18 protein-coding genes and 1 pseudogene are annotated in these 25,298 nt (G+C 68.3%); 7 read left to right on the top strand and 12 right to left on the bottom strand.

What is annotated here, in order from left to right; all coding sequences use genetic code 11:
• Positions 1-32: 32 nt before the first annotated feature.
• The gene (locus GO592_RS19580) at positions 33-1,232 is read left to right on the top strand and encodes an amino acid deaminase/aldolase (RefSeq protein WP_082324872.1); all 1,200 of its coding nucleotides are present in this window, start codon (positions 33-35) and stop codon (positions 1,230-1,232) included.
• Here the strand turns inward: GO592_RS19580 and GO592_RS19575 are convergent.
• A complete protein-coding gene (locus tag GO592_RS19575) occupies positions 1,217-4,684 on the bottom strand; it encodes a TM0106 family RecB-like putative nuclease (protein WP_007295736.1) in 3,468 nt (1,155 codons plus the stop codon). The genes GO592_RS19580 and GO592_RS19575 overlap by 16 nt on opposite strands.
• Before the next feature lie 78 nt (positions 4,685-4,762).
• On the opposite strand from GO592_RS19575, the gene GO592_RS19570 reads away from it, so the two are divergent.
• The gene (locus GO592_RS19570) at positions 4,763-5,386 is read left to right on the top strand and encodes an alpha/beta hydrolase (RefSeq protein ID WP_007295737.1); all 624 of its coding nucleotides are present in this window, start codon (positions 4,763-4,765) and stop codon (positions 5,384-5,386) included.
• A 51-nt stretch (positions 5,387-5,437) separates the two neighbouring features.
• On the opposite strand, the gene GO592_RS19565 is transcribed toward GO592_RS19570, so the two are convergent.
• The 4 genes from GO592_RS19565 to GO592_RS19550 all read right to left on the bottom strand — a co-directional run bounded on the left by GO592_RS19565 (position 5,438) and on the right by GO592_RS19550 (position 9,655).
• Positions 5,438-7,225 carry an AMP-dependent synthetase/ligase gene (locus tag GO592_RS19565; RefSeq protein WP_039950370.1) on the bottom strand — a complete coding sequence of 596 codons (1,788 nt, stop codon included), beginning with the start codon at positions 7,223-7,225 and terminating at the stop codon, positions 5,438-5,440.
• 139 nt (positions 7,226-7,364) lie between these two features.
• On the bottom strand, positions 7,365-8,069 hold the full coding sequence (locus GO592_RS19560; RefSeq protein ID WP_007295739.1) for a hypothetical protein: 705 nt from the start codon (positions 8,067-8,069) through the stop codon (positions 7,365-7,367).
• A 99-nt stretch (positions 8,070-8,168) separates the two neighbouring features.
• Entirely contained in the window at positions 8,169-8,798 is a 630-nt protein-coding gene (locus GO592_RS19555) for a phosphoribosyltransferase (RefSeq protein ID WP_005253762.1), read from the bottom strand.
• Positions 8,799-8,857: 59 nt separating this feature from the next.
• Entirely contained in the window at positions 8,858-9,655 is a 798-nt protein-coding gene (locus GO592_RS19550; RefSeq protein WP_005253763.1) for a carbon-nitrogen hydrolase family protein, read from the bottom strand.
• A gap of 108 nt (positions 9,656-9,763) precedes the next feature.
• On the opposite strand from GO592_RS19550, the gene GO592_RS19545 reads away from it, so the two are divergent.
• Positions 9,764-11,524 (top strand): DEAD/DEAH box helicase, encoded by a 1,761-nt coding sequence (locus GO592_RS19545; protein ID WP_005253764.1) that lies wholly within the window; start codon positions 9,764-9,766, stop codon positions 11,522-11,524.
• Positions 11,525-11,561: 37 nt separating this feature from the next.
• Here the strand turns inward: GO592_RS19545 and GO592_RS19540 are convergent, their stop codons facing one another.
• Entirely contained in the window at positions 11,562-12,194 is a 633-nt protein-coding gene (locus tag GO592_RS19540; protein WP_005573939.1) for a hypothetical protein, read from the bottom strand.
• An 86-nt stretch (positions 12,195-12,280) separates the two neighbouring features.
• Entirely contained in the window at positions 12,281-12,832 is a 552-nt protein-coding gene (locus GO592_RS19535; protein ID WP_007295740.1) for a mycothiol transferase, read from the bottom strand.
• A gap of 152 nt (positions 12,833-12,984) precedes the next feature.
• Here GO592_RS19535 and treS point away from each other — a divergent pair, with 152 nt between their 5' ends.
• The gene (gene treS, locus GO592_RS19530) at positions 12,985-14,841 is read left to right on the top strand and encodes a maltose alpha-D-glucosyltransferase (RefSeq protein ID WP_039950395.1); all 1,857 of its coding nucleotides are present in this window, start codon (positions 12,985-12,987) and stop codon (positions 14,839-14,841) included.
• On the top strand, positions 14,838-16,241 hold the full coding sequence (locus tag GO592_RS19525) for a maltokinase N-terminal cap-like domain-containing protein (protein WP_007295742.1): 1,404 nt from the start codon (positions 14,838-14,840) through the stop codon (positions 16,239-16,241). The genes treS and GO592_RS19525 overlap by 4 nt, the downstream gene beginning before the upstream one ends.
• Here the strand turns inward: GO592_RS19525 and GO592_RS19520 are convergent.
• From GO592_RS19520 to GO592_RS19500, 5 genes and pseudogenes are all read right to left on the bottom strand, one after another.
• Positions 16,222-18,118: pseudogene (locus tag GO592_RS19520) on the bottom strand (ABC transporter ATP-binding protein). The gene GO592_RS19525 and the pseudogene GO592_RS19520 overlap by 20 nt on opposite strands.
• A 100-nt stretch (positions 18,119-18,218) precedes the next feature.
• Entirely contained in the window at positions 18,219-18,821 is a 603-nt protein-coding gene (locus GO592_RS19515) for an AMIN-like domain-containing (lipo)protein (RefSeq protein WP_007295744.1), read from the bottom strand.
• Positions 18,822-18,845: 24 nt separating this feature from the next.
• On the bottom strand, positions 18,846-19,274 hold the full coding sequence (locus tag GO592_RS19510) for a YchJ family protein (RefSeq protein WP_007295745.1): 429 nt from the start codon (positions 19,272-19,274) through the stop codon (positions 18,846-18,848).
• Positions 19,271-20,833, bottom strand: coding sequence for a long-chain-fatty-acid--CoA ligase (locus GO592_RS19505; RefSeq protein ID WP_007295746.1), 1,563 nt, complete (start codon positions 20,831-20,833; stop codon positions 19,271-19,273). The genes GO592_RS19510 and GO592_RS19505 overlap by 4 nt, the downstream gene beginning before the upstream one ends.
• 72 nt (positions 20,834-20,905) lie before the next feature.
• Positions 20,906-21,823, bottom strand: a complete 918-nt coding sequence (locus tag GO592_RS19500; protein ID WP_007295747.1) for a hypothetical protein — start codon at positions 21,821-21,823, stop codon at positions 20,906-20,908.
• 144 nt (positions 21,824-21,967) lie between these two features.
• On the opposite strand from GO592_RS19500, the gene GO592_RS19495 reads away from it, so the two are divergent.
• On the top strand, positions 21,968-22,741 hold the full coding sequence (locus GO592_RS19495) for an ABC transporter ATP-binding protein (protein WP_005253776.1): 774 nt from the start codon (positions 21,968-21,970) through the stop codon (positions 22,739-22,741).
• A 4-nt stretch (positions 22,742-22,745) separates the two neighbouring features.
• Positions 22,746-25,277, top strand: coding sequence for an ABC transporter permease (locus tag GO592_RS19490; protein WP_039950374.1), 2,532 nt, complete (start codon positions 22,746-22,748; stop codon positions 25,275-25,277).
• The last annotated feature ends 21 nt before the right edge of the window (positions 25,278-25,298 follow it).

Raw genomic sequence — 25,298 nt, 5'->3', positions numbered from 1 at the left:
CCAACTCGATGGTTGACTGGCGTCGCAGACCGATGGAAAAGATTGGACGAACTGTGACGCCCACGCTCGACCGTCTCATCGCCTCGACGACCGAGGTCGACCCGCCGTTGGCCGCACTCGACCTGACCACGCTGCGCGCCAACGCCGCCGACCTGGTGCTGCGTGCGGGCGGCACCCCCGTCCGCGTCGCCAGCAAATCCGTCCGCTGCCGCGCGGTACTCCTGGTCGCACTGGGGGAGAATCTCACCGGGGCCGGCGGGTTCCGCGGGATCATGGCGTATTCGCTGCGCGAGGCGATCTGGCTCGCCCGGCACGGCGCGGACGACATCCTGATGGGCTACCCGACGGCCGACCGCGGGGCACTCGCGGAACTCGCGGCCGATCCCGAACTGCTGAACAGGATCACGTTGATGGTCGACAGCGACGACCACCTCGACTTCGTTCTCGCCGCGGCAGGCACCACGTCCCTCCCGGCCCGGCTGTGCATCGACGTGGACGCCTCGTTGCGGCTCGGGCCGGTCCACATCGGGGTGCGCCGTTCCCCGCTCCGCGAACCGTCCGCCGTCGCCGCGTTCGCGAAGCGCGCCGCGGGGCGGGGATTCGCCGTCGTCGGTGTCATGTTCTACGAAGCGCAGATCGCGGGTCTGCCCGACTCCAGTCCGCCGATCGGTTGGATGAAGCGGGCGTCCGCGAAAGAACTCGCGACCCGTCGCGCTGCCGTGGTGAACGCCGTGCAGTCGGAGGTCGGGGTGCTCGAGATCGTCAACAGCGGGGGCACCGGCTCGCTGGAGGTGAGCTCCGCGGACCCGGTCGTGACGGAGGTGACAGCCGGCTCCGGTCTGTACGTCCCGACGCTCTTCGACAAGTACCGCGCGTTCCGTCCGCACCCGTCGCTGTACTTCGCCCTGTCGACGGTCCGGCGGCCGGCACCCGGCATCGCGACGCTGTTCGGCGGCGGCTACATCGCCTCCGGTCCCGCCGGGGGCAGTCGCGTGCCCACGCCGGTGTGGCCGCCGCGGCTGAAGCTACTGCGCAACGAGGGCGCCGGTGAGGTCCAGACCCCGGTGACCGGAAAGGCGGCAGCGGATCTCGGCATCGGCGACCGGGTGTGGTTCCGGCACGCGAAGGCCGGCGAGCTGTGCGAGCGGTTCACCGAGGTGCACCTCGTCGAGTCGGACGGCTCCCGCACCGTGGTGCCCACCTACCGCGGCGAAGGTCAGTGCTTCGGCTGACCGGTGAGCCGCATGAAGGCACCCAGCTCGGTCAGACCTTCCGGGGTGCTCGGCATGTACTGCGTCAGCGATTCCGACCGGATGATGATCGCAGCCCACTTGCCGCGGGACACCGCCACGTTCATCCGGTTCCGCGACAGCAGGAACGACATGCCGCGCGGCACGTCCTCGATCGCCGACGCGGTCATCGACACGATGGCGACGGCCGCCTCCCGCCCCTGGAACTTGTCGACCGTACCCACCTCGACCTTGTCGAGGCCGACCGCGGCCAGATCGCGTTCGATCAACCCGACCTGCGCGTTGTACGGCGCCACGACCAGGATGTCGGACTCGCCGAGTGGGCGGGTGCCCTCGAACTCGCTGGGGTCGGTCCAGCCGGAACCGAGCAGCTTCGTGATCCGGTTGACCACCTCCCGCGACTCCTCGGGGGATTGGGTGGCGTTGCCCTGGTGGTCGACGAAGACGGTGTGCACGCCCGGTTCCATGCCGTCGAGTCGTCGTGCGGCACTGGCCGATTCCTGTGAACGCAGCTTGCCGTCGTAGGACAGTGTCGATACGGGCGCGCACAGTTCCGGGTGCATCCGCCACGTGCGCTCGAGGAAATATCCCCGGCTCGCGGGCAGCGCCCCGTGCCCCTCGGCGAGCCACCCGAGGGCCGACGCATCCACCGGTTCCGGGTGGGTGCCCTGGCTGACCTGCGGAAGTTGCTGAGGATCGCCGAGAAGCAGGAGATTGCGGGCCGCGCCGCCCACCGCGATGGTGTTGGCGAGAGCGAACTGCCCGGCCTCGTCGATGACCAGCAGATCGAGGCTGCCCGGCGGAACCCGGTCGGTGTTCGCGAAGTCCCATGCGGTCCCGCCGATCACGCAGCCCGTTCCCTCGGCCTGGTCGATGAAGCCGGGGTAGTCGTTGGAGCTGATGTCGGTCCACGTCGCGGCGCGATGCCGCCCGTCCTTCTTCGCGACGAGTTCGGCGGGGAGCCCGGCCTTCACGACGCCGCCGAGCATGTTCTCGATCACCGAATGCGACTGTGCGACTACACCGATCCGCCAGTGGTGCTGCTCGACGAGCGCCTTGATCACCCGGGCCCCGGTGTACGTCTTGCCGGTGCCGGGAGGCCCCTGCACCGCGACGTACGAGTCGTCGAGGTCGAGTAGTGCCGCGGTGATCGCGCCCGCGTAATCCGTGCCGTCGACGGGTGGGAGCGGAGTCCCGCTCCGGGTGCGCGGGTCGGACCGCCGCAGGATGTCCACCGACGCGCACAGCGGGAGGGCCGGCAGCGGCGAGCACATGCCGTCCGCGGCCACCGCGATGGACGATTCGATCCGGTCGGTCGTGATCGGCGGCCCGGGGGTGATCGCCGTCGGAAGTTGCACGTACTCCTCGCCGTTCAGGAGTTCCTCGACGAGCACCACGTCGCGGCGGCGGCCGTCCTTCCCGACGTCGAGCACGTTGACCGTGCACGTTCCCCGTTGCTGCGGATTGTCGCCCGCGACCGCCTCGGGTGCAGGGGTGTCGTACAGCGCGTACATCGTGGTCTTGGGCCCCACCGTGCTCCCGGTCCCGAAACGGCCGGTGAGCTGAAGTCGCCGGCGCAGCTTGCGCTGCCGCGGGCTGCTCTTGTGCCAGTTCTCCTCGACGACCGCGGACGACACCACCAGAACGTCCCGGATGTCCGACAGTTCGTCGTGCGGCACGACCAGCCGGTCGAAGTGCGCCCACCAGAACGGTTTCCGCTCACGGCGGTGATAGCCGACCGCCGCCGCCATGAGCGCCGCCGCCTGCTGGTCGTGTCCCCGGTGCTCGCTCGGTCCGTGCCCGGCGAACTCGCGTAACGCCGCCTCCGCGGGGGTGCATTCCTCGGTCACCGGGGTGGGCCCGTCGCCGGGCGTCCGGAGGGCGACGCCGTGCGTCTTCGCCTGCCCGATCAGCCAGTCGCGCAGCCGCAGCGTGGAATCGCAGTCGTACTCGTTGTAGTCGGCGATGCCCTCCAGCAGCGCGCGTGCCTCGTCCTCCCGGCCGTTGTCGCGGTGATCGCAGTAGTCGGCGTACGCGACCACCGATGCGGCGGCGTTGGTGACGTCGCCGTCGCGCGGCTGCTCCGGCATGTACAGCGGTTCGAGCTTCTTGATGCTGTAGGACCGTTCGCCGATGCGCAGGCACCCGCGCACCACCGGATACAGATCGACGAGGACGTTGTCGCGCAGCAGGGTGTCGACAGTCTCCTCGCCGACGCCGTGCCGTCCCGCCAGCCGCAGCAGCGCCGACTTCTCGTACGCGGCGTAGTGGTAGATGTGCATGTTCGGGTACTGCTGACGACGCGCGGTCACGTAGTCGAGGAAGTCGACGAGTGCCTGCCGCTCCTCGGCGCGGTCGTGTGCCCAGAACGGCCGGAACGCGGCGGCGTCGGCGGGACCCTCGACCACGCCGAAGAGGTATTCGAGACCCCAGTCCGTGGATCCGTTCTCGGCCCAGAGCGGGTCTCCCTCGAAGTCGAAGAAGATGTCGCCGTCGTCCGGTTCCGGCAGCCCGCCCAGCGCCTGCGGGGCGTACACCTGGAACTCGGGGGTGCCCGAGGACTCTTGGCGCAACTGCAGGGCGGCCTGCGCGCGAAGCGATTCCAGGGTGCGCTCGGGCAGGCCCTCGACGCTGCCCGTATGCGCGGCGAGGGCGTCGAGAGTGCCGATCCCGGCCGCGATCAGCCGGCTCCGCTGCGTCGTGCGCATTCCGGCCACCAGCAGGAGGTCGCGGTGCTGCTCCACCTCCGGGGTGCACGTGTCGCACCGGCCGCACGCCGTGTACCGGGGGTCGCCCCACTCCGCGAGGGACTGCTCGTCGCGGTGCTCGTCGAGAATTCGCTCGAGCGAGGAGCGTCGCGCGGAGTACACGGGAACGATGTCGCCGAGCGAGTGCGCCGAGTCGCTGTCGTCGCCGAGCAGCAGGTGGACGTCCGGTGAGGTCGGGATCCCGTTGTCGGCCAGTGCTTCCGCGTACGCGGCGAGCTGGAGCAGGGCCGACACCTTCGCGTGCCGGGACAGTTTGGTGTCGTAGACGGCATACGTGTCGCCGTCGCGGACGAGGAAATCGCAGAAACCCAGGAAGCGGCCGTCGAAGAACGTCCCCTGGTACACGACGTCGGCGCCGCCGCGGATCGCCTCCACGGTGGCCAGGTTCGCCTCGAACAGTCCCACCGCGGTGTACTCGGGACGGTCCATCGTGACCACCCCGTCGCCGTACTCGGCGCGGAACTGCTCGAGCCGGCGATGCTCGTGAGCATCGCCCAGGCTCGACGTCCGTTTCAGCATGGGGTCGTCGTCGACGGACATGGTGGCGGAACCGGCCCCGGCGAGCCCGAGCGTGGCGTCCAACCGGCGCAGCAACGCGAACTCGCAGGTGGCGGCCGCGGAGAGGTCGCTGGCGCTGTAGACGATGGTGTCGTCGAGGAGGAACACAGCTACGTCCCCAGTTCTGCCGGTGAGTTCACCCGGCCGATTGTGCCATCGGGGTGCGACAGAGCCAGAATGGCAGCCATGCCCTTCTTCGACGGCCACTCCGGACGAGTCCACTACCGGCACTGGAGCGCGGTGGGAGGACCCGCCGCGCAGCTGGTGTTTCTGCACGGCATGGGGCAGCACACGGGTCATTACCACCGGTTCGCGCGCGGACTCACGCCCGCCGGAATCGGGGTGTGGGGAATCGACCAGGCCGGTCACGGACTGTCCGAAGGCGACCATCCGGGATCCGTGGCGGACCTGGCGGAGGACGCCGCGCTTCTCACCGGCCTCGCCGGCAGGCACGCACCGGATGTTCCGCTCGTGCTCATGGGGCATTCGCTCGGTGCCGCGGTCTCGATGGAACTTCTCGCGTCCGGTGACGCCGGTTTCCGGTGCGCGATTCTGTGCGGGACACCGAAGACCGCAGCCGTGCAGCAGACGGCGGATGCGCTCGAATCACTCGGGATACCGCTGCTCGCGGTCCACGGCGTGGACGACCGCATCGCACCGATCGACCCTGTCCGGGACTGGGCGGCGGGGATCGGAGGCCTCGAATTCCGGGAGTTCGACGACGCCGGACACGACCTGCTCCACGAGAAGGTCCACGCGACCGTGACCGCGGTGGTCCGCGACTTCATCCTCGGCGCTGCGCGCCCGTGAGTGGTCGAGGAGTCTCCGGACTCCTCGGCCACTCACGGGCGGCGGAGCCGCTTACGCGTAGATGGCCTCGATGGCCGCGCCGTGCTCCTTGTGGATGACGTTCCGCTTGAGCTTCAGCGTGGGCGTGAGCTCACCGGTCTCCTGCGTGAAGTCGACCTCGAGGATGCGGTACTTCTTGATCCGCTCCGGGTTGGACACCTTCTTGTTGCCCTCGGCCACGGCCTCGTCGATCTCGGCGACCAGGTCGGGGTTCTTCACCAGTTCGGACACCGGGGTGTCAGCGGCCAGTCCGTGGCGTTCCTTCCAGCCCGGCAGGGTTTCGGAGTCGAGGGTGATGAGCGCGCCGATGAACGGCTTGCCGTCACCGACGACGAGGCACTGGCTGATCAGCGGGTGCGCGCGGAGTGCGTCCTCGAGGACCGCGGGCGCGACGTTCTTGCCGCCCGCGGTGACGATGATTTCCTTCTTGCGGCCGGTGATCGAGATGTAGCCCTCTTCGTCGATCGAGCCGAGATCGCCGGTGTGGAACCAGCCGTCCCGGATCGAATCGGCGGTGGCCTGCTCGTTGTGCCAGTACCCGCCGAAGACGACGGGGCCCTTCAGGAGCAGTTCGCCGTCCTCGCCGATCTTCGCGGCGTGGCCGTCGATGGGCTTGCCGACCGTGCCGACCTTCTGTGCTCGGGTGGTGTTCACGGAGATGGCGGCGCTCGTCTCCGTGAGGCCGTAGCCCTCGTACACCGGGACGCCGATGCCGCGGAAGAAGTGACCGAGGCGTGCACCGAGCGCGGCGCCGCCGGAGACGGCGCGGTCGCACTCGCCGCCGAGCGCGGTGCGCAGCTTCGAGTAGACGAGCTTGTCGAACAGGGCGTGCTTGAGCTTGAGGCCCAGCCCGGCGCCGCCGTTGTCCTGCGCCTCGCTGTACGCGATGGCGGTGGCGGACGCCTTCTCGAAGATGCTGCCCTTGCCGCCGTCGTACGCCTTCTGCTTGGCGGAGTTGTAGACCTTCTCGAACACGCGCGGCACCGACAGGATGAAGTGCGGCTTGAATGCGGCGAACTGGTCGAGCAGCGTGGTGAGGTCGGCGGTGTGCGCGACCGTGACCTTGGCGTCGAACGCACCGAAGGAGATGGCGCGGGCGAAGACGTGCGCGAGGGGCAGGAACATCAGGGTGCGCCTGCCCGCGTACATCGCATCGTCGAGCGCCAGCTTCACGGCCGCGGACTCCGCGTAGAAGTTGGAGTGGGTCAACTGCACACCCTTGGGACGGCCCGTGGTCCCCGATGTGTAGATGAGGGTCGCGGGCGAGGACGCGCGCACCTGGTGACGACGCTCGTGCAGCTGCTCGTCGGTGACACCTTCGCCGCGCTTGGAGAGCTCGTCGATGGCGCCGCCTTCGATCTGCAGGACCTCCTTCAGGTCCGGCGCGGCGTCGGTGACGACCTTCAGCGCGTCGGCCTGCTTGGCGTTCTCGACGACGAGCAGCGAGGTGCCGGAGTCCTCGAGGATCCACTTCGCCTGATCGGGTGCGGACGTTTCGTAGATGGCGACGGTGCACCCGCCTGCCGTCCAAATCGCGTAATCGATGACGACCCACTCGTACCGGGTCGCCGACAGGATCGCGACGCGGTCACCGAGCTCGACGCCGGAAGCGATGAGGCCCTTCGCGACGGCGGAGACCTGCTCCGCGAACTCCGCGGCGGTGACGTCTACCCAACCCCCGTTGCCGGGGCGCTTGAACGGAACGAACTTCGGGTCTTCCTCGGCATGACGGAAGACCGTGTCCGCCATTGAGGCGTCCTCCGGAATTGAGAACGACTGCGGTACCGAGAATTCACGCACTATGACCCCTCCACTGAAACGACATGACGGATGTGCATTCGATCACATTTGTCCGAGTTTCGCACCAGGGTCGATGTCCGTTATGTGTATTTCGTGTCTGACCAGCGGAGATAAGTGTAACTCGGCGTAAACTGATAACTCAGGCGGCCTCTTCCAGGCGGCGCGAGTTGGCCGACAGCCAGCGCCGGATCGCATAGTTCAACTGGTCCGGATCGACACCGAGTTCGGTCGCCGTCGCCTCGAGGATCTCCTCGGCGAGGCCGTCGTCGGTGGCTTCCGAAATGCCGAGCGCGCCGCTGATGAACACGTCCGCCACCCGATTCGGCCGGACCCCGGGGATTCCGGCGAGCATCAGGAAATGCGCCCACGTGACGTCACTGCTCTCACCGCACACCTCGATCCACGCGTCGTGGATCTGCTCCAGGGCGGCTTCGTCCCGGGCGGCCTCGAGAAGGTCGTCGATGCTGTTGATCCGGAGCTGGTGTAGTCGCTCCGCCGCCAGCTGGATGTGGCGCGCTTCGATCGGCACACCGGTCGCGGAGTACCGCCTCTTGTACGAACCGACCTTGCCCGCCCACTGATCCGAGCTGCCCGCCTCCTCGAACGTGCGGAGAAGGTCGCGCGCGCCGTCGGTGAGGGGCTGATCGGGGTGCGCCCGCCGGTACGCCAGATAGCGGTCGACGACGGCGACCTCGCTGTGCCCGGCGCTCGACTGCACCGACTCGATGATGCAGAGAGCGAGGCTGTGCCGGTAGGCATCGGAGGTGACCCAGCCGGACGGGTCTCCCAATCGGTCGCGGCACGCGGTGACGACGGTTTCGACGGTATCGGCAGAGACGGTCACGAGATCCTCCAAAGGCAGTCTGTTCTGTGCTCTGTCCGGTGTATCGACAGGGCCTCCGGGAACGTTGCACTGGAGCTGAAGATTCCTCGAGAACCACCGTCAGTGGTGGGCCAAAAGGTCTGTGACCTCGCTGTCCGAGAGTTGATGGAAATCGTCGTACGCGTTGCCGACTCCGCCGAGATCGGCCGGGATGTACGGGCAGACCACCTCGTCGGCGGTCACGCGCAGACGTCCGACGGCCTCCGGGGCCGCCACCGGGACCGCGACGATCACGCGTGCCGCGCCCAGCTTCTTCACCGATTGGCAGGCCACCGCCGCGGTCGCGCCCGTGGCCATCCCGTCGTCGACGAGGACGGCCGTGCGGCCCTTGAGTGACACGCGCGGTTTCCCGCCGCGCAGCACCCGCGCCCGCCGTTCGAGTTCGCGGCGCTCCTTCGCCTCGACCATGGCGAGTGCGGTCTTGCTGATCCGGGCGATGCGGATGACGTCGTCGTTGATCACCCGGGATTCACCCTCACCGATGGCGCCCATGGCGAGTTCCGGCTGCCACGGGACACCCAGTTTGCGGACGAGGACCACGTCGAGGGGCGCAGACAGGGCGGCAGCGATCTCGAACGCGACGGGGACGCCGCCCCGCGGCAGACCGAGCACCACCAGATCGGTGCCGCGCAGGTGCTCCAATGCGGCGGCCAGTCTGCGGCCGGCGTCGGCGCGACTGGTGTACAACATCGAACGCTCCGTGATCGGGGAGAACGGTTCGTCTCCGACGCTACTCCCGATCGGGCCGTTCAGATCTCGCTGACGGTGAATCGGCGCAGGGCGAGGGCGGGGTTCTTCTCCCGCACCTCGGTGATCCGCTCCGCGCTGACCGCCGCGACCGCTGTACCCACCCGCTCACCGAGGGAGGCGAGGGTCACGCCCATCGGATCGACGATCATGCTGTTGCCGGCCCCGGTGCGCGCGCTCTGGTCGGCGGCGGCCACGTACACGGTATTTTCGATGGCGCGTGCCCGCACGAGAGTGGACCAGTGGTCCTCCTTCAACGGTCCGGGCACCCACTGTGCGGGCAGCAGCAGCACGTCGGCGCCCGCGTCGACGATGCGGCGGGTGACCTCGGGGAACCGGAGGTCGTAGCAGGTCTGCATGCCGAACGTGAGGCCGTCGACGGCGAAGGTCTCCGGGGCGCCGATCTCCCCGGCGCGGATGACGTCGGATTCCTTGTAGCCGAACGCGTCGTACAGGTGGAGTTTGCGGTAGGTGGCGACGATGTCGCCGCCCGGTCCGAGCGCGACGAGGGTGTTGGAGATGTGATCGTCCCCGGGCAACTGCTCGTTGACCCCGGCAATCAGGTGGACCTCGAGTTCCTTCGCGGTCGCGGCCAGCCCGCTGACGAACTCGCCGTCCAGGCCCTCGGCCGACTCGACGATCCGCTCGTCCGTTCTCGGCGCCGTGAACATCGCGTACTCCGGCGCCACCACCACCTTCGCGCCGCGGCCCGCGGCCTCGGCGGCGAGCGTGCGGAGGGTGCGCAGGTTCTCCTGCTTGTCCTGACCGGGAGCGAACTGAATGACAGCGACATCGACCATGCCGTCCACGCTAGGCGACGAGGTGCGGCAGGTGTCTCCCGTCCCGGTCGCCGCGTATTTCCGCGGCGTGGCGATGCACTGTGGACTCGTGCACTAAACTGCTGGTCAATGAGTGATATCGAGCGTGACCCCGAACCCCCCACTTTTGCCGACCTCGACATCGATGATCGGGTCTTGAAGGCACTGTCCGATGTGGGCTACGAGTCGCCCTCGCCGATCCAGGCAGCCACCATTCCGCCCCTTCTCGCCGGCAACGACGTCGTCGGCCTGGCGCAGACCGGCACCGGCAAGACCGCTGCGTTCGCGGTACCGATCCTCTCGAAGATCGACCTGACGCAGAAGTCGCCGCAGGCGTTGGTTCTCGCGCCGACGAGGGAACTGGCGCTGCAGGTCGCGGAGGCGTTCGGCAAGTACTCCGCCCATATTCCGGGCCTGCACGTCCTGCCCATCTACGGCGGTCAGAGCTATGGCGTCCAGTTGTCGGGGCTGCGGCGCGGCGCTCACGTCGTGGTGGGCACGCCCGGTCGGGTGATCGACCACCTGGAGAAGGGCACGCTCGACCTGTCCAAGCTCTCGTACCTCGTCCTGGACGAAGCCGACGAGATGCTGAAGATGGGTTTCCAGGAGGACGTCGAGCGCATCCTCGCCGACACTCCGGAGTACAAGCAGGTGGCGCTGTTCTCGGCGACGATGCCGGGGGCCATCCGCAAGATCTCGAAGCAGTACATGCACGACCCCGTCGAGATCACGATGAAGTCGAAGACGTCGACGGCCTCCAATATCTCGCAGCGGTACGTCCAGGTGGCGCACCAGCGCAAGCTCGACGCCTTGACGCGTGTCCTCGAGGTCGAGGACTTCGAGGCGATGATCATCTTCGTGCGCACCAAGCAGGCCACCGAAGACCTCGCGGAACGACTGCGCTCGCGCGGATTCTCCGCGTCGGCGATCAACGGCGACATCGTGCAGGCGCAGCGTGAACGGACCATCGGCCAGCTCAAGAGCGGCGCCCTCGACATCCTCGTGGCCACCGATGTGGCCGCGCGTGGTCTGGACGTGGACCGCATCTCCCACGTCGTCAACTACGATATCCCGCACGACACGGAGTCGTACGTCCACCGGATCGGCCGCACCGGTCGCGCCGGGCGCGCCGGCGAGGCGCTGCTGTTCGTGGCGCCGCGCGAGCGTCACCTGCTCAAGGCCATCGAGAAGGCGACCCGTCAGCCGCTGGCCGAGATGCAGCTGCCCAGCGTCGACGACGTCAACGCGCAGCGTGTGGCCAAGTTCGGCGACTCGATCACCGAGAGCCTCACGTCCGACAACCTGGCGTTGTTCCGCAAGATGATCGAGGACTACGAGCAGGAGCACGACGTCCCGCTCGCCGACATCGCCGCCGCGCTCGCGGTGCAGTCGCGCGACGGTGAGGCGTTCCTCATGGCGCCCGAACCGCCGCCCGCGCCCCGCCGCGAGCGTGAGCCCCGCGAACGCCCGGCGCGCCGTTTCGACGACGGCCCCCCGACGCGGTCGCGTGGACCGGAGGGCCAGGAGCTCGCGACGTACCGCATCGCGGTCGGCAAGCGGCACCGTGTGGTGCCGGGTGCGATCGTCGGTGCCATCGCGAACGAGGGTGGGCTGCGGCGCAGCGACTTCGGGCACATCAGCATCCGCCCGGACCACAGCCTGGTGGAGTTGCCCGCCGACCTGTCCAGCGAGACCCTCGAAGCCCTGCGCCGTACCCGGATCTCCGGTGTGCTGATTCAGCTGCAGCCCGATTCGGGTCCGCCGTCGGGTCGGCCGCGTGGTGGCCGCGACGATCGGGCAGGCGGAAAGTTCCAGCGCGACCGGGACAGCCGGAAAAGGCCGCGCGAGTAGTTCTCGCGCGGCCGTCCCGAACGGGATCCCCCGGCGATTACGCCGGGGGAGCGGGAGCCGGGGCGGGCTGTGCCGCCTCGGCGGGCAGCGGCCCCTCCTCGGGAACGAAGAACGAACCGACGGTCGGCAGCACGTAGCACGTCGCGTTGGTGTAACCGACGGTGCCGAAGATCGATGCCACGACGGTGCCCGGCCCCGTCGTCACGACCTTGTTCAGCGCCGGGTAGCCGCCGTCGGTGACGCCGTCGAGGGGCAGGATTCCGCTGGCGCCGGTGTTGGTGTTGATCCACGCGACGTTGAGTCCCGACGACTTCACGACACCGGGGTACGCGGAGAGGGCCTGGAAGCTGATCTCGTTGGCCTTCACCTCGGCGGTGGGCCCGGTGGTGCCCGACGCCAGCGTCAGCGTGACCGGTGCGACGGTGCCGCAACCCACGGTCGGTGCGGTGTAGAGGAACGGCGTGTACGCGCCCGCGACATCATGCAGCACGGTCGACGTGGCCAGCGCCTCGACCGCGGCCTTCTCCTCGGGCTTGTCGGCCTGGGTGCGCAGTTCGGCGAGTCCGGGGACGTCCGGGGTGGCCGGTTCCGCCGCTGCCGTGCCCGAGAGGCCGAAAGTCGCCGCGATACCGACCGTTGCCGCCGCGATCGTGCGTCGCATCACGCTCATACCGTCCACCTGAACTCCTCGTTGTCTCGTCCGGGCAGCTCTGCAGCGCGCCCGAGCGGAGAATTTACCCGAGAGAGTGGAAACAGTCAGGACCAGCTGCCGCCGCCGGCCAGCGTATCGGCGCGTGCACCGTCGAGGGATTGCCGGATGATGTCGGCGTGACCGGCGTGCCGGGCGAGTTCCTCGATCTGGTGCAGCAGCATGTAGCGGACCGTGAAGGTGACTCCCGACGCCATCCACTGCGCCACGTCGGCGGGCAGGTCGACGTCGCGATCCAGATCGGTTTCGGCTGCGACCGCGGCCTCGGTGGCGCGCTGTGCGTCGTCCAAGTGGGCGAGGAGAACGTCGACGGTCTCGTCCTCGGCGACGTTCCATGCGGCCATCCACGCTGCCACCGGATCGTCGCCGATATCGCGCGGGGCCCCGGTGATGCGGGAGGTCATCGCCTCCTCGCCGTCGATCACGTGCTTGAGGAGTGACGCCAGGCTCAACTCGCTGGCGCTGGGCACACTGCGGGCCTGCTCCTCGGTCAGCCCGGACAGCGCGTTGCGGAAGGCGGTGCGCTGGTTGTCCAGCATGAGGAGAAGGAGTCCGCGCTCGTCGGAGATGGGGTTCTGGGTGCTGGGTGATTCGGTCATGCACCCAGTGTGGCGGCAATAGCGGACACATACTGTCCTCGATCGACACGCTGCGCGCGTCCCCAGCGGTTCGGGCAGGACCGACCTACGATCGAGGCACGTGTCCGGGGAACGCCCCTGTTCCTGTGATCGAGTCGCGAACCGAGGTGCTTATGCCCCTGGAAGATTCGTCGTCGGCCTTCGCCGACCCGTCCCGGGAGGGCGCGGCCCCGCCGGAGCACGACCTGGAAGGCCACATCATCGAGGCCCGGTCCGAGGACTACTTCCACGCCAGAGAACTGCAGGTGGACAGCGAGTGGTTCAAGACCGCGGTGTTCTACGAGGTTCTGGTCCGCGCGTTCTTCGATTCCTCCGGCGACGGAACGGGCGATCTCCGGGGGCTGACGTCCAAACTCGACTACCTGTCCTGGCTCGGCGTCGACTGCCTGTGGCTGCCACCGTTCTACGATTCGCCGTTGCGCGACGGCGGATACGACATCCGCGACTTCCGCGCCGTGCTCCCCGAGTTCGGGACGGTCGACGACTTCGTCCAGCTCTTCGATCAGGCGCACCGTCGCGGGATCAGAGTCATCACGGACCTGGTCATGAACCACACGTCCGACACGCACGCATGGTTCCAGGAGTCGCGCGCCGACCCCGACGGCCCGTACGGCGACTTCTACGTGTGGTCGGACCGTGACGAAGGGTATCCGGAGGCGCGCATCATCTTCGTCGACACGGAGACGTCCAATTGGACGTGGGATCCGGTGCGCAAGCAGTACTACTGGCATCGCTTCTTCTCCCATCAGCCGGACCTGAACTACGACAATCCCGACGTCCAGGACGCGATGATCGACGTGTTGCGGTTCTGGTTGGACCTCGGAATCGACGGCTTCCGGTTGGACGCCGTGCCCTATCTGTTCGAGCGGGAGGGCACCAACTGCGAGAACCTGCCCGAGACCCATGTGTTTCTCAAGAAGTGCAGGGCAGTCATCGACGCCGAGTACCCGGGGCGGGCACTGCTCGCCGAAGCCAACCAGTGGCCGTCGGACGTCGTGGAGTACTTCGGGGAACCGGACGTGGGCGACGAGTGCCACATGGCGTTCCACTTCCCGCTGATGCCTCGCATCTTCATGGCCGTGCGGCGGCAGAACCGGTTCCCGATCTCCGAGATCCTCGCGCAGACCCCACCGATTCCGAGCTCGTGCCAATGGGGAATCTTTCTCCGGAACCACGACGAGCTGACGCTCGAAATGGTGTCGGACGAGGAGCGCGACTACATGTATTCCGAGTACGCGCAGGATCCGCGGATGAAGGCGAACATCGGCATCCGCCGACGTCTCGCTCCGTTGCTCGAGAACGACCGCAACCAGCTCGAGCTGTTCACCGCGCTGCTGCTGAGCCTGCCGGGTTCGCCCGTCCTCTACTACGGGGACGAGATCGGCATGGGCGACAACATCTGGCTCGGCGACCGGGACTCGGTGCGCACGCCGATGCAGTGGACTCCCGACCGCAACGCCGGATTCTCCCGCGCCGACCCGGCGCGAATGTACTTGCCGGTCATCATGGATCCCACGTACGGCTACCAGTCGGTGAACGTCGAGGCGCAGATGAACTCGACCAACTCGTTGCTGCACTGGACCCGGCGCCTGATCCAGGTCCGCAAACAGCATCCGGCGTTCGGAACGGCGTCGTTCACCGAACTCGGCAGCGCGAACCCGGCCGTCCTGTCGTATGTTCGGGAGACGCCGCCGAGCCAGGACCGGCCGTACAGCGACGTCATTCTGTGCGTCAACAACCTGTCCAGGTTCCCGCAGGCGGTGATCCTGGACCTCACCCAGTTCGCCGGCCGAATTCCCGTGGAGCTCACCGGTTCCGTTCCCTTCCCCTCCATCGGGGAGGACGGGTACATGATCACACTCCCCGGTCACGGATTCTTCTGGTTTGCGCTGGAACCGGATCCGAAGTCCGACGGCGCGGTGAGCGGCCACCCGGTCAGCAGCGAAGCGGAACAGGCGGTGCAGCAGTGAACGAACCCAGCAGTGAACGCATTCCCGACGAGACCCTCGAGCGGCAACTCGTCCGTTGGTTGCCGGACCGGCGGTGGTTCGCCGCCAAGGGCACCACCATTTCGGCGGTGCGGATCCTGCTGCGCCACGAGCTGATGGCGGTCGTCGGCTTCTCCGCCGAGCATCTCCTGGTGTCGGTGGAGTTCGAGGCGGGGCCGCCGCAGGTGTACCAGATACCGCTGGGGTTCCGCAGTCATCTACCCGGGGACCTCGAGCCGTGGGCGCTGCCGGACGGCGACGGAAACATCATGATCGCGTACGACGGCCTGCACGATGCCGAGATCATTACCCTGTATGCCGACTTGCTGTCGGAGGCCGAGGGTTCCGGGCCGATTCAGTTGAAGACCGTGCCGGGCACGGTGATCGAAGCGGGGCTCCGCGGGCGCACGCTCGGCGCGGAGCAGTCGAACACGTCGGTGGTGCTGGGGGAGAAGCTTCTGATGAAGATCTTCCGTCTGGTCACGCCGGGGGTGAACCCGGACGTCGAACTCCACCTCGCGCTCGCCGAGGCGGGCAGCGAGTACGTGGCGACGCTGCGGGCGTGGATGGAGACGGACGTGGCCGGGATTCTGACCACCCTTGCGATGGTGCAGGATTTCGAGGCCAACTCGGCGGACGGGTGGAGCATGGCGCTCGGCAGCGTCCGCGACCTCCTGATCGAAGCGGATCTCCACGCCGCGGAGTTGGGGACGGACTTCGCCGGTGAGTCCTACCGGATGGGCGCCGCGGTCGCCGAGGTGCACGCGACCCTGGCGCGTGCGCTCGGGGCGGAGGAACGACAGGTGGCGTCGACGACCGTGGAGGCGATGACGCGCAGGCTGGACGCCGCCACCTCGATCGTTCCCGAACTGGGAGAGGTGGCCGCGGCGGTGCGGGGCAAGTTCGCCGAGGCGGAAGCTCTGGGCGCCACCACTGTCCAGCGGATTCACGGCGACCTTCACCTCGGTCAGGTGCTGCGGACGCCGGAGCGGTGGCTGCTCATCGACTTCGAGGGGGAGCCCGCCAAGACGCTCGACGAGCGCCGGGAACGGGACAGTCCGTTGCGGGACGTCGCGGGAATGCTGCGGTCGTTCGACTACGCCGCTCACCACCTGCTGGCCGATTCGGTGCCGATGGGAGCGATGGGGGCGGCGTCGCAGCGGGACTTCCGCGCGAGGGAGTGGGCGCAGCGCAACGCCGACGCCTTCTGCGAGGGCTATGCCTCCGTGTCGGGCACCGACCCGCGTGAGGCGGCGGCGTTGCTGCGGGCTTACGAACTCGACAAGGCGGTGTACGAGACCGTGTACGAGGCGCGGAACCGCCCGAATTGGATCGGCTTGCCCCTCTCGGCCATTCGCAGACTCACCGGAGTACCTCGGTGAGGGTGGGGGACGACACCGTGCCCGTGTCGAACTGAGTGCGATACAGCTCCTCGTACCGGCCGCCCGCGGCGAGCAGTTCGGAGTGGGTGCCGCGTTCGACGATGCGCCCGGCCTCGACTACGAGGATCAGATCGGCGGCGCGGACGGTTGACAGCCGGTGCGCGATCACCACCGCGGTCCGTCCGGCGAGGGCTTCGCCCAGCGCCTCCTGGACGGCGGCCTCGGACGTGGAGTCGAGGTGCGCCGTTGCCTCGTCGAGGATGACCACCCGCGGATGCGCGAGCAGCAGGCGCGCGATGGTCAGCCGCTGGCGTTCGCCTCCCGACAGCCGGTAGCCGCGTTCGCCGACCACTGTGTCGAGGCCGTCGGGCAGGGCGGCGACGAGGTCGGTGAGCCGCGCCCGTTCCAGCACCTCCGCGAGTTCGGCCGGCGTGGCGCCCGGGCGGGCGAGCAGGAGGTTGGCCCGCACGGTGTCGTGGAAGAGGTGCCCGTCCTGAGTCACCATGCCGACGGTGGCCCGCACGGAGTCGGCGGTCAGGTCGCGCACGTCCACCCCGCCGAGTTTCACCGAGCCGGCGTCTGCGTCGTAGAGCCGGGGAACCAGTTGGGCGATGGTGGACTTGCCTGCTCCGGACGATCCCACCAGCGCGACCATCTGCCCGGGTTCGGCGCGGAACGACAGCTGGTGCAGCACGTCGACGCCGCCGCGGGTGTCGAGAGTCGCGACCTCTTCGAGCGACGCCAGCGACATTGTCTGCCGAGGGGTATGCGAACTCGACGGAGTCGAACTCCACCGACACCGGGCCCTCGGGCACCGCGACCGCGTCGGGCTTCTCCGCGATCAGCGGCTTCAGGTCGAGGACCTCGAAGACGCGCTCGAAGCTCACCAGCGCGCTCATCACGTCCATGCGTGCGCTGGCCAGTGCGGTGAGGGGCGAGTACAGCCGGGTCAGCAACATCGCCATCGCGACGACGGCACCCGCGTCGAGTTGTCCGCGCAGTGCGTAGAACCCGCCCAGCCCGTAGACGAGCGCCAGCGCGAGAGCGGACACGAGAGTGAGCGCGGTGACGAACACCGACTGCAGCATCGCCGTGCGGACGCCGATGTTCCGTACCCGCCGGGCACGGACCGCGAACTCGGCGGACTCCTCGGACGGACGGCCGAACAGCTTCACGAGTGTGGCACCCGGCGCCGAGAACCGCTCCGTCATCTGAGTGCTCATCACCGAATTGTGGTTGGCTGCCTCACGATTGAGTTGCGCCAGCCGCGCTCCCATCTTGCGGGCGGGCAGAACGAAGATCGGCAACAGCAGCAGCGCGCACAGCGTGATCTGCCAGGAGATCCCGATCATCACGATGAGCGTGATGCCGAGCGTGACGAGGTTGGACACCACGCCCGACAGCGTGTCGCTGAACGCGCGCTGCGCACCGATCACGTCGTTGTTGAGGCGGCTGACCAGCGCACCGGTGCGAGTGCGGGTGAAGAACGCGATCGGCATCCGCTGCACGTGGTCGAACACGGCGGTCCGCAGGTCGAGGATCAGGTTCTCACCGATGCTCGCGGACAGCCACCGCGTCCACAGGGCGAGTGCGGATTCGAGTACGGCGATGACCGCGATGAGCGCCGCGAGGCGCACGACGACGGACACCGCGTCGCCCCCGACGATGGCGTTGACGACACGGCCCGCCAGCACCGGGGTGGCCACCGCCAGCGCGGCCGTGACGACGCTGAGCAGCAGGTACCACCCGAGGCTGCGCCGATGCGGCAGGGCGAATCGGGCTATCCGCCGCAACGTTGTGCGGGAGAAGGGTCGACGATCCTCTTGCGCGTGCATCGCGTTGTACATCGCGTTCCACGCCGTGACTTCCATGCTCATGCCAGCGGCCTCCTGTCGCTATCCCCCCACGGTAGAGCCGGGGTATGACACGACGGTAGAACCTCAACGTTACTCGAGGTCAAGCTGCGGGCGGGAAGCGCTACTTCGCGACGTCCACGACCACCCGCGTCGGATCGGACAGGGCCGACACCGTGAAGGGACGGTCCGGTCGGGTCACGCCGATGAACGACTGCGTGACACCTTCGAACACGAGCGCGCCGTTCACCTCGGTCACCGTGCCGCCGGGAACACCGGGCACCGGGTTGGGGCCCGAGTACCCCTCCACATCGCTGTCGAACGGGTACGCCGAGCCGTCGATCTGCACCTGCAGGATGCCGTTGCCCGACACCGGGATCGTCTTGCCGCTGCCGTCCTGCACCGCCTCGTCCACGTATGCGACCCGCCAGCCCGGCGTGCCCTTGCCGCCGAGTTCGTACACCACGCGGTCGAATCCCTCGTGCTCGCCGACGCGGACGTCGGTGACCGTGAGCTTCGCGGACTCGGACGCCGCGGACGATTTCGGCGACGCGTCCGTCGGGATCGGCGCCGACTCGGATTCGAGGGCGCTGCTGGTGGTGGCGGCCGCGGCCGGTGACGTCGCCGCCACACTGCTGGCGGAGTTCGACTCCGAGCATCCGGTGAGCGTCAGGGTCAGGGCGCAGACGGCGAACGCGGCGAAAGGACCGATCCGGTGGTTGATCATGATCCGATCGTAAGCCGGGTTCCATCAGACACGAGGGAGCCCCTGGCGTGGCGTCGCGATCGCGTCCAGGTACAGCCAATTGCCGTCCTCCCGGACGAATCGGCTGTTCTCGTGCAGCGATTCGCGGTGGCCGTCCAGTACGTAGTACGCGCGGAACTCGACGGTGCCGGTGGTGTCGAGCAGTCCGCCGCCGCTCGTGCCCAGGATGTCGAGGCGGGTCCAGCGCTGCTCCGGATCGAGGTCGAGAGTCCTGGGCCGCGTGCTCGGATGCCACGTCGCGAGCAGGTAGTCGGCATCCAGCACGGCGAACGCGCTGAACCGTGATCGCATGAGGCGTTCGGCGGTGGGCGCCGTCGTCTCGCCGCGGTGATACCTCCCGCAGCACTCGTCGTACGGTTCACCGAGCAGGCAGGGGCATCGAGCGGTCACGGTTCCAGTATGGACGGCGGTCACACGAGTTTGTGGGCGCGGTCCTTCCAGTACGGCGCGCGGAGTTCCCGCTTGAGGATCTTGCCGGTGGGGTTGCGGGGCAGCAGATCGACGATGTCGACCGTCGTCGGGCACTTGAACTTCGCCAGACGCTGGCGGGTGTAGTGGATCAGCTCGTCCGGTTCGATTCTCGTCCCGGTCACCGGCACGACGACAGCCTTGACCGTCTCACCCCAGTGGTCGTCGGGCACGCCGATCACCGCCACCTCCGCCACCGCCGGATGCTCGACGAGCACCCGTTCGATCTCGGGGGAGTACACGTTCTCACCGCCGGTGATGATCATGTCCTTCAGCCGGTCCTCGATGAACACGAAACCGTCGGCGTCCGCGCGTCCCATGTCGCCGCTGCGCAACCATCCGTCGGCGGTGACGGCCTCCGCCGTCGCCTCGGGTTTGCCGAGATACCCGGGCGTGCGTTGTTCCGAACGCCACCACAATTCCCCCGTCTCGCCGGGGGCGACGTCCTCGGCGGTGGCCGGGTCCACGATGCGCATCTCCACACCGGGAATGGGCTGTCCCGCCGACGCCATCCTCTCCTCCTGCGTCGGGTCGCGATGCACCTCAGGCAGCAGAGCGGTGACGACACCCGCGCACTCGGTCATTCCGTAGACCTGGACGAACTCCGCCTCCGGCCAGGCCGCGAGCGCGCTGCGCAGCAACGGCAGCGGCATCGGCGCCGCGCCGTACGTGATGCGATGCAGCGCGCTGAACGCGGCCACGGCCTGCTCGCCCGCGGCCAGCACTCCGGCGATCACCGGCGGCACCAGGAACGCGATGTTCGCACCCGCCGCGAGCGCGCCGAACAGGGACAGGGCGTCGGCCTCCCTGGTGAAGTGGCATCGGGCGCCGGCGTGCACGCCCATGATCGCGTAGCAACTGCCGCCGACGTGGAACAGCGGCATGGCGACGAGCAGGCAGTCGTCGTGCCGCGCGGGCAGGATCTCGAGCACGGCGGCGCTGTGGGCGATCAGGTTGCGGTGGGTCAGCTGAACCCCCTTCGGCCTGCCGGTGGTTCCCGAGCTGTACAGGATCAGGGCGGTCGCATCCGCTCCGACCTCCGGTGGCGACGACAGCACGGACGCCTCGGCGAGCCACGGCTCGAATTCGTCGTGCTCTCCGCCGACGGTGATGATCTGCTCGATGCCGGTCAGCCGGTCGCGCAGTGCCATGACCTGTTGGAGGAACTCGTTGCCCACGAACAGGATCCGCGCCCCGGAATCGTTGATCACGTAGTCGAGTTCCTCGCCGGCCAATCGCCAGTTGGGGACTGCGGCGGCCGCGCCGAGGAGCGAGGCGGCGTAGGTGACCTCGAGGCAGGACAGATGGTTCTTGTCGACGAACGCGACCGTGTCGCCCGCCCCGATTCCGCCCTCCGCCAAGGCTCCCGCGATGTGCAGGATCCGGTCGTGCCATCCGGACCACGTGTATTCGGTGCCCTGGAACTGCACGGCGACGTCATCCGGTCGGACCTGCGCCCAGTGCGCGAGTCGGTCGAAGATGATCTCGTTGTCGGCGTCCGACATGCGCCCACCTCTCGTCTGTGACGTCAGTCACATCAGGCTAGTAGTCGGTGATCCGATCAGTGACGTTTTGCATCACGCGGCCGAACTGCTTCGGCTCTGTGTGTCCGCGCGTCGCAGCGCGGCGGTGCCGACGGCGCCGACCACGATCAGAGTGATGCCCAGCCAGTCGGGGTCGTTGTCGGTGACGAGCATCGCGATCCCCACGCCGACCACGAACGGCGGCAGGAAGTCGAACAGTCTGACGAGGGGCGGTGCCACCTCCTGCGGTTCTCCGGGTTCCCGCGGCGCCTGTGCGCTCGCCACGTCCGGATACCACTCGGTGAAGGACAGCGCGAACAGCAGCGCTCCGATCGGGATGATCCAGCCCGTCCAGAAATTGTCCGGCTGGTCGAGGACCAGGTCGCCGTACAGTCCGGCCGCTGCCGATACCGTGAACGACAGCGCCCACACCAGCGTGATGAGCTGGTTGACTTTGAGGAACAGCGGCGAGGTCCAATATTCCTCGGGCGTGGTCTCTTTCGCGTACGGCAGGGTGAACGGACTGCGCAGCAGCAGTGAGCCGAACGCGAACGCGACCAGCGCCAGGCTCGACATCTCGCCCGACCACTTCTCCAGCCACGTGATCAGGTCGTCGGACGCGAACAGTCCGATGGCGGCGAGGCAGCCGAAATAGAGGATGTCGAACACTTCGAGGGGTTTGAGGGTTCCGCCGCGGCGGTGGCTGAGGAACAGGAACAGGATCGACAACCCGAGAGCGGTGGCGACCGATTCCTCGAACCGCCCGGGACCGGACAGCAGCGACATCAGGATCCACGGCGCCAGGCCGGCGAAGGGTGATTGCAGGAACGCGTCGAGGAACCGCGATCCCGCCCGGGGTTGGGGGGATTCGTTGGCCATGAGGCTCTCCTTCGCGCCGGCGATACCGGAATTCTCCCAGGTCGGTACTTCCGTCGTGGGCGTTTCCGCGCGGGTCTCCGTGTCCGAGATCACGGCCGCGGGGACCCAAGATCAGGGTGGTCCCTGATGGCGGGCCGCCACGGGTGTCGACAAGATGGAGGAGTGCGCCGCGCGTGCACCGTCCCGGCCCGTCACCACGGGGCCGGACCGCCACAAGAGGAATGACGAAAGGCGATCATGAGCACGCATGCCCCCGCTGTCGCTGCCCGTGCTGTCGAGCTGTCCAAGACGTACGGCACCGGCGACACCCAGGTTCACGCGCTCAGCGCGGTATCCGCCGAGTTCGCCCGTGGTGAGTTCACCGCGATCATGGGACCGTCCGGTTCCGGTAAGTCGACGCTGATGCACTGCCTGGCAGGTCTCGACGCGGCCAGTTCGGGTTCCGTCCTGATCGGCGACACCGAGTTGACGACGCTGACGGACAAACAGATGACGCAGCTGCGACGCGACCGCATCGGTTTCGTGTTCCAGGCGTTCAACCTGGTGCCGACGCTGACGGCACTGGAGAACATCACCCTTCCGCTGGACATCGCGGGCCGCAAGCCGGACGCCGCGTGGCTCGAGAACGTGCTCACCAAGCTCGGACTGCAGGACCGTCTCGAGCATCGCCCCGGCGAGTTGTCCGGCGGTCAGCAGCAGCGGGTCGCGTGCGCCCGCGCCCTGGCCGGGCAGCCGGAGATCATCTTCGGCGACGAGCCCACCGGCAACCTCGACTCGAAGTCGTCGGGTGAGGTGCTGGCGATCCTGCGGGCGGCGGTGGACGAGTTCCACCAGACCGTCGTCATCGTCACGCACGATCCCCGTGCGGCGGCCTACGCCGACCGGGTGGTCTTCCTCGCCGACGGCAAGATCGTCGACGAACTGCGGGACCCGACGGCCGATTCGGTCCTCGACACGATGAAGCGACTCGACGAGCCCGCCCACGCCCTCGCGTCCGACGCGGCGGTCTGACCGCATGGCGTCCACATCCAGCGCTCCGATGCGCAAGGTGTCGCTGCGCAACCTGGCGGCACACAAGGTTCGGCTGGCACTGACGGTGCTGTCCGTGGTGCTCGGCACCGCGTTCGTCGCAGGCTCCTTCGTCTTCACCGACACACTCCAGAAGACGTTCGACTCGATCTTCGAGAACACCGCGCAAGGGGTCGACGTCCGCGTGTCGAGCGAGGAGCGCAACTCCAGCGGAGTGCCCCTCGCCGACCTCGACACCATCACCGCGCTCGACGGAGTGCGCGCGGTAGCACCAGCCGTCAGCGGGCAGATCGTCCTCATCGACTCCGACGGCGCCGCCGTCCAGACGGGTGGTGCGCCGAGCATCGGCGAGTCCTACCTCCCGCCGGGTCAGGCGCTCGGTGAACCCGACGAATACGTTCAGGGCGGCCCGCCGGCCCAGGTCGGCCAGATGGCCGTCAACGCCAGTGCCGCCGAACGCGCGCGACTGGCGGTCGGCGACACCACCAAGGTTCTCGTGCCCGCTCGCGGCATGGTCGACGTCACCGTCTCCGGCATCTACGACACCGGCAACGAGACCGGTGGATTCATCGGCGCGACGTTCGTCGACTCGCAGGCCCGCGAACTGTTCACCGACGGCAAGCACGTCGAGTACATCGACGTCGCCGGAACGGGTCTGTCCCAGACCGAATTACGCGACGAGATCGCCGCGGCCCTTCCCGACGCGAAGGTCCAGACCGGCGACGAGGTGCGCGAGGAGACCAAGGCGCAGGTGACGGAGGCGCTGAGCTTCATCAACTACTTCCTCCTCGCATTCGGTGCGATCGCCCTGCTCGTCGGCACGTTCATCATCTACAACACGTTCTCGATGATCGTGGCCCAGCGCCTGCGCGAACTGGCGCTGCTCCGCGCGATCGGTGCCAGCCGCAAGCAGGTGGGCCGTTCCGTGGTCTTCGAGGCCCTCGTGGTCGGCGTGATCGGCAGTGCGATCGGGATCGCCGCCGGCGTCGGCCTGGCCTACGGTCTGCGCGGACTGCTGAACGCGTTCGACGTCGGTCTGCCCGAGGGTCCCCTGCAGGTGGGGCCGCGCACGATTCTCATCGCCCTCGTGGTCGGGGTGCTGGTGACGACGATCAGCGCGTACGCGCCCGCCCGGCGCGCGTCCAAGGTGCCGCCGGTCGCGGCGATGCGGGAGGAATTCGCGTCCACCGGTGACTCGCTGCACGTGCGGACCATCGCCGGCGCCGTCCTCGGGGCACTCGGCGTCGTGGGACTCGTGATCGGTTCGCGCGGCACGGGTGGGGGCGCGGCCGCCGTCGTCGGTGCCGGCGCGCTCTGTCTGATCCTGGCCGTGCTGTTCGCCGCGCCTGCGTTGTCCCGGCCGATCGTCGGGGCGCTCGGAGCGGTACTGGCCAAGCCGTTCGGCCCGGTCGGGCGCCTGGCCCGCACCAATGCCGTGCGGAATCCGCGTCGTACCGCCGCCACCGCGTTCGCGCTGACGCTCGGTCTGATGCTCGTGTCCGTGATCGGCGTGTTCGGCGCGTCCGCGAAGGCCAGCGTCAACCAGCTCGTCGACTCGGGGGTGTCCGCCGACTACGTGCTCACCGGCCCAAACCAGATCGGTGTGCCCAGCGGCGCGGCGAGGGCCGTGCGGAAGCTCGGCGACGTCCAGAGCGCCGCCGCCCTGCATCCGGTGTCCGTGAAGGTCGACGACGAGCAGCAGCAGGGCGCGTCGCTGGACGGCCCGCTCGAGGGCGTCCTCGACTACAAGCTCGTCGCGGGCGGCGCCGATCTGACGGGTAACCACCTCATCGTGTCCCAGACGACGGCCGCGCAGAAGGGCTGGACACTGGGGACGACCGTCCCGATGACGAGCGCGGACGGCAAGGTCGTCGACGCCGAGGTGACAGGTGTCTTCGAGGACAACCAGCTGGTCGGCGACTGGCTCGTCTCGGACGACGTGTATCGCCAGGTGATGCCCGCCGCGACCATTCCCGATCTGGCTGTCCTCGTCGATGCGAAGCCGGGTGCGGATCTGACGCAGCTGCGCGCCGACCTCGAATCCGCGACCAAGCAGTTCGTCGTGGTTCAGGTGCAGGACCGCGAACAGTTCAAGGGAACACAGGGGCAACAGATCGACACACTCCTCGCCATCCTCTACGGATTGCTCGCACTGGCCGTCGTGATCGCGATTCTCGGCATCATCAACACGCTCGCGCTGTCGGTGGTCGAGCGTCGGCGGGAGATCGGCATGCTCCGCGCGGTCGGAATGCAGCGGTCCCAGATGCGTCGCACGATCTACCTGGAGTCGATGCTGATCGCGGTGTTCGGTGCGGCCGTCGGCGTGCTGCTCGGCATCGCATTCGGCTGGGGTTTCGTGAGCACTCTGAAGGACCAGGGGCTCGACCAGGTGACGGTGCCGTGGGGGCAGGTGATAGCGATGCTCCTCGGATCCGGCGTGGTCGGCGTCCTCGCCGCGCTGTGGCCGGCGAGCCGGGCCGCCCGCACCCGGCCGTTGGAGGCCATCGCCGATCTCTGACCCGTGAGTACTTGTCAACCG

This window comes from Rhodococcus sp. 21391 (assembly GCF_016772255.1).
In the GTDB taxonomy this organism is placed as follows: domain Bacteria; phylum Actinomycetota; class Actinomycetes; order Mycobacteriales; family Mycobacteriaceae; genus Rhodococcus_F; species Rhodococcus_F opacus.
The sequence above is the reverse complement of the archived record's forward strand: the minus strand, read 5'-3'. Positions and strand labels throughout refer to the sequence as shown.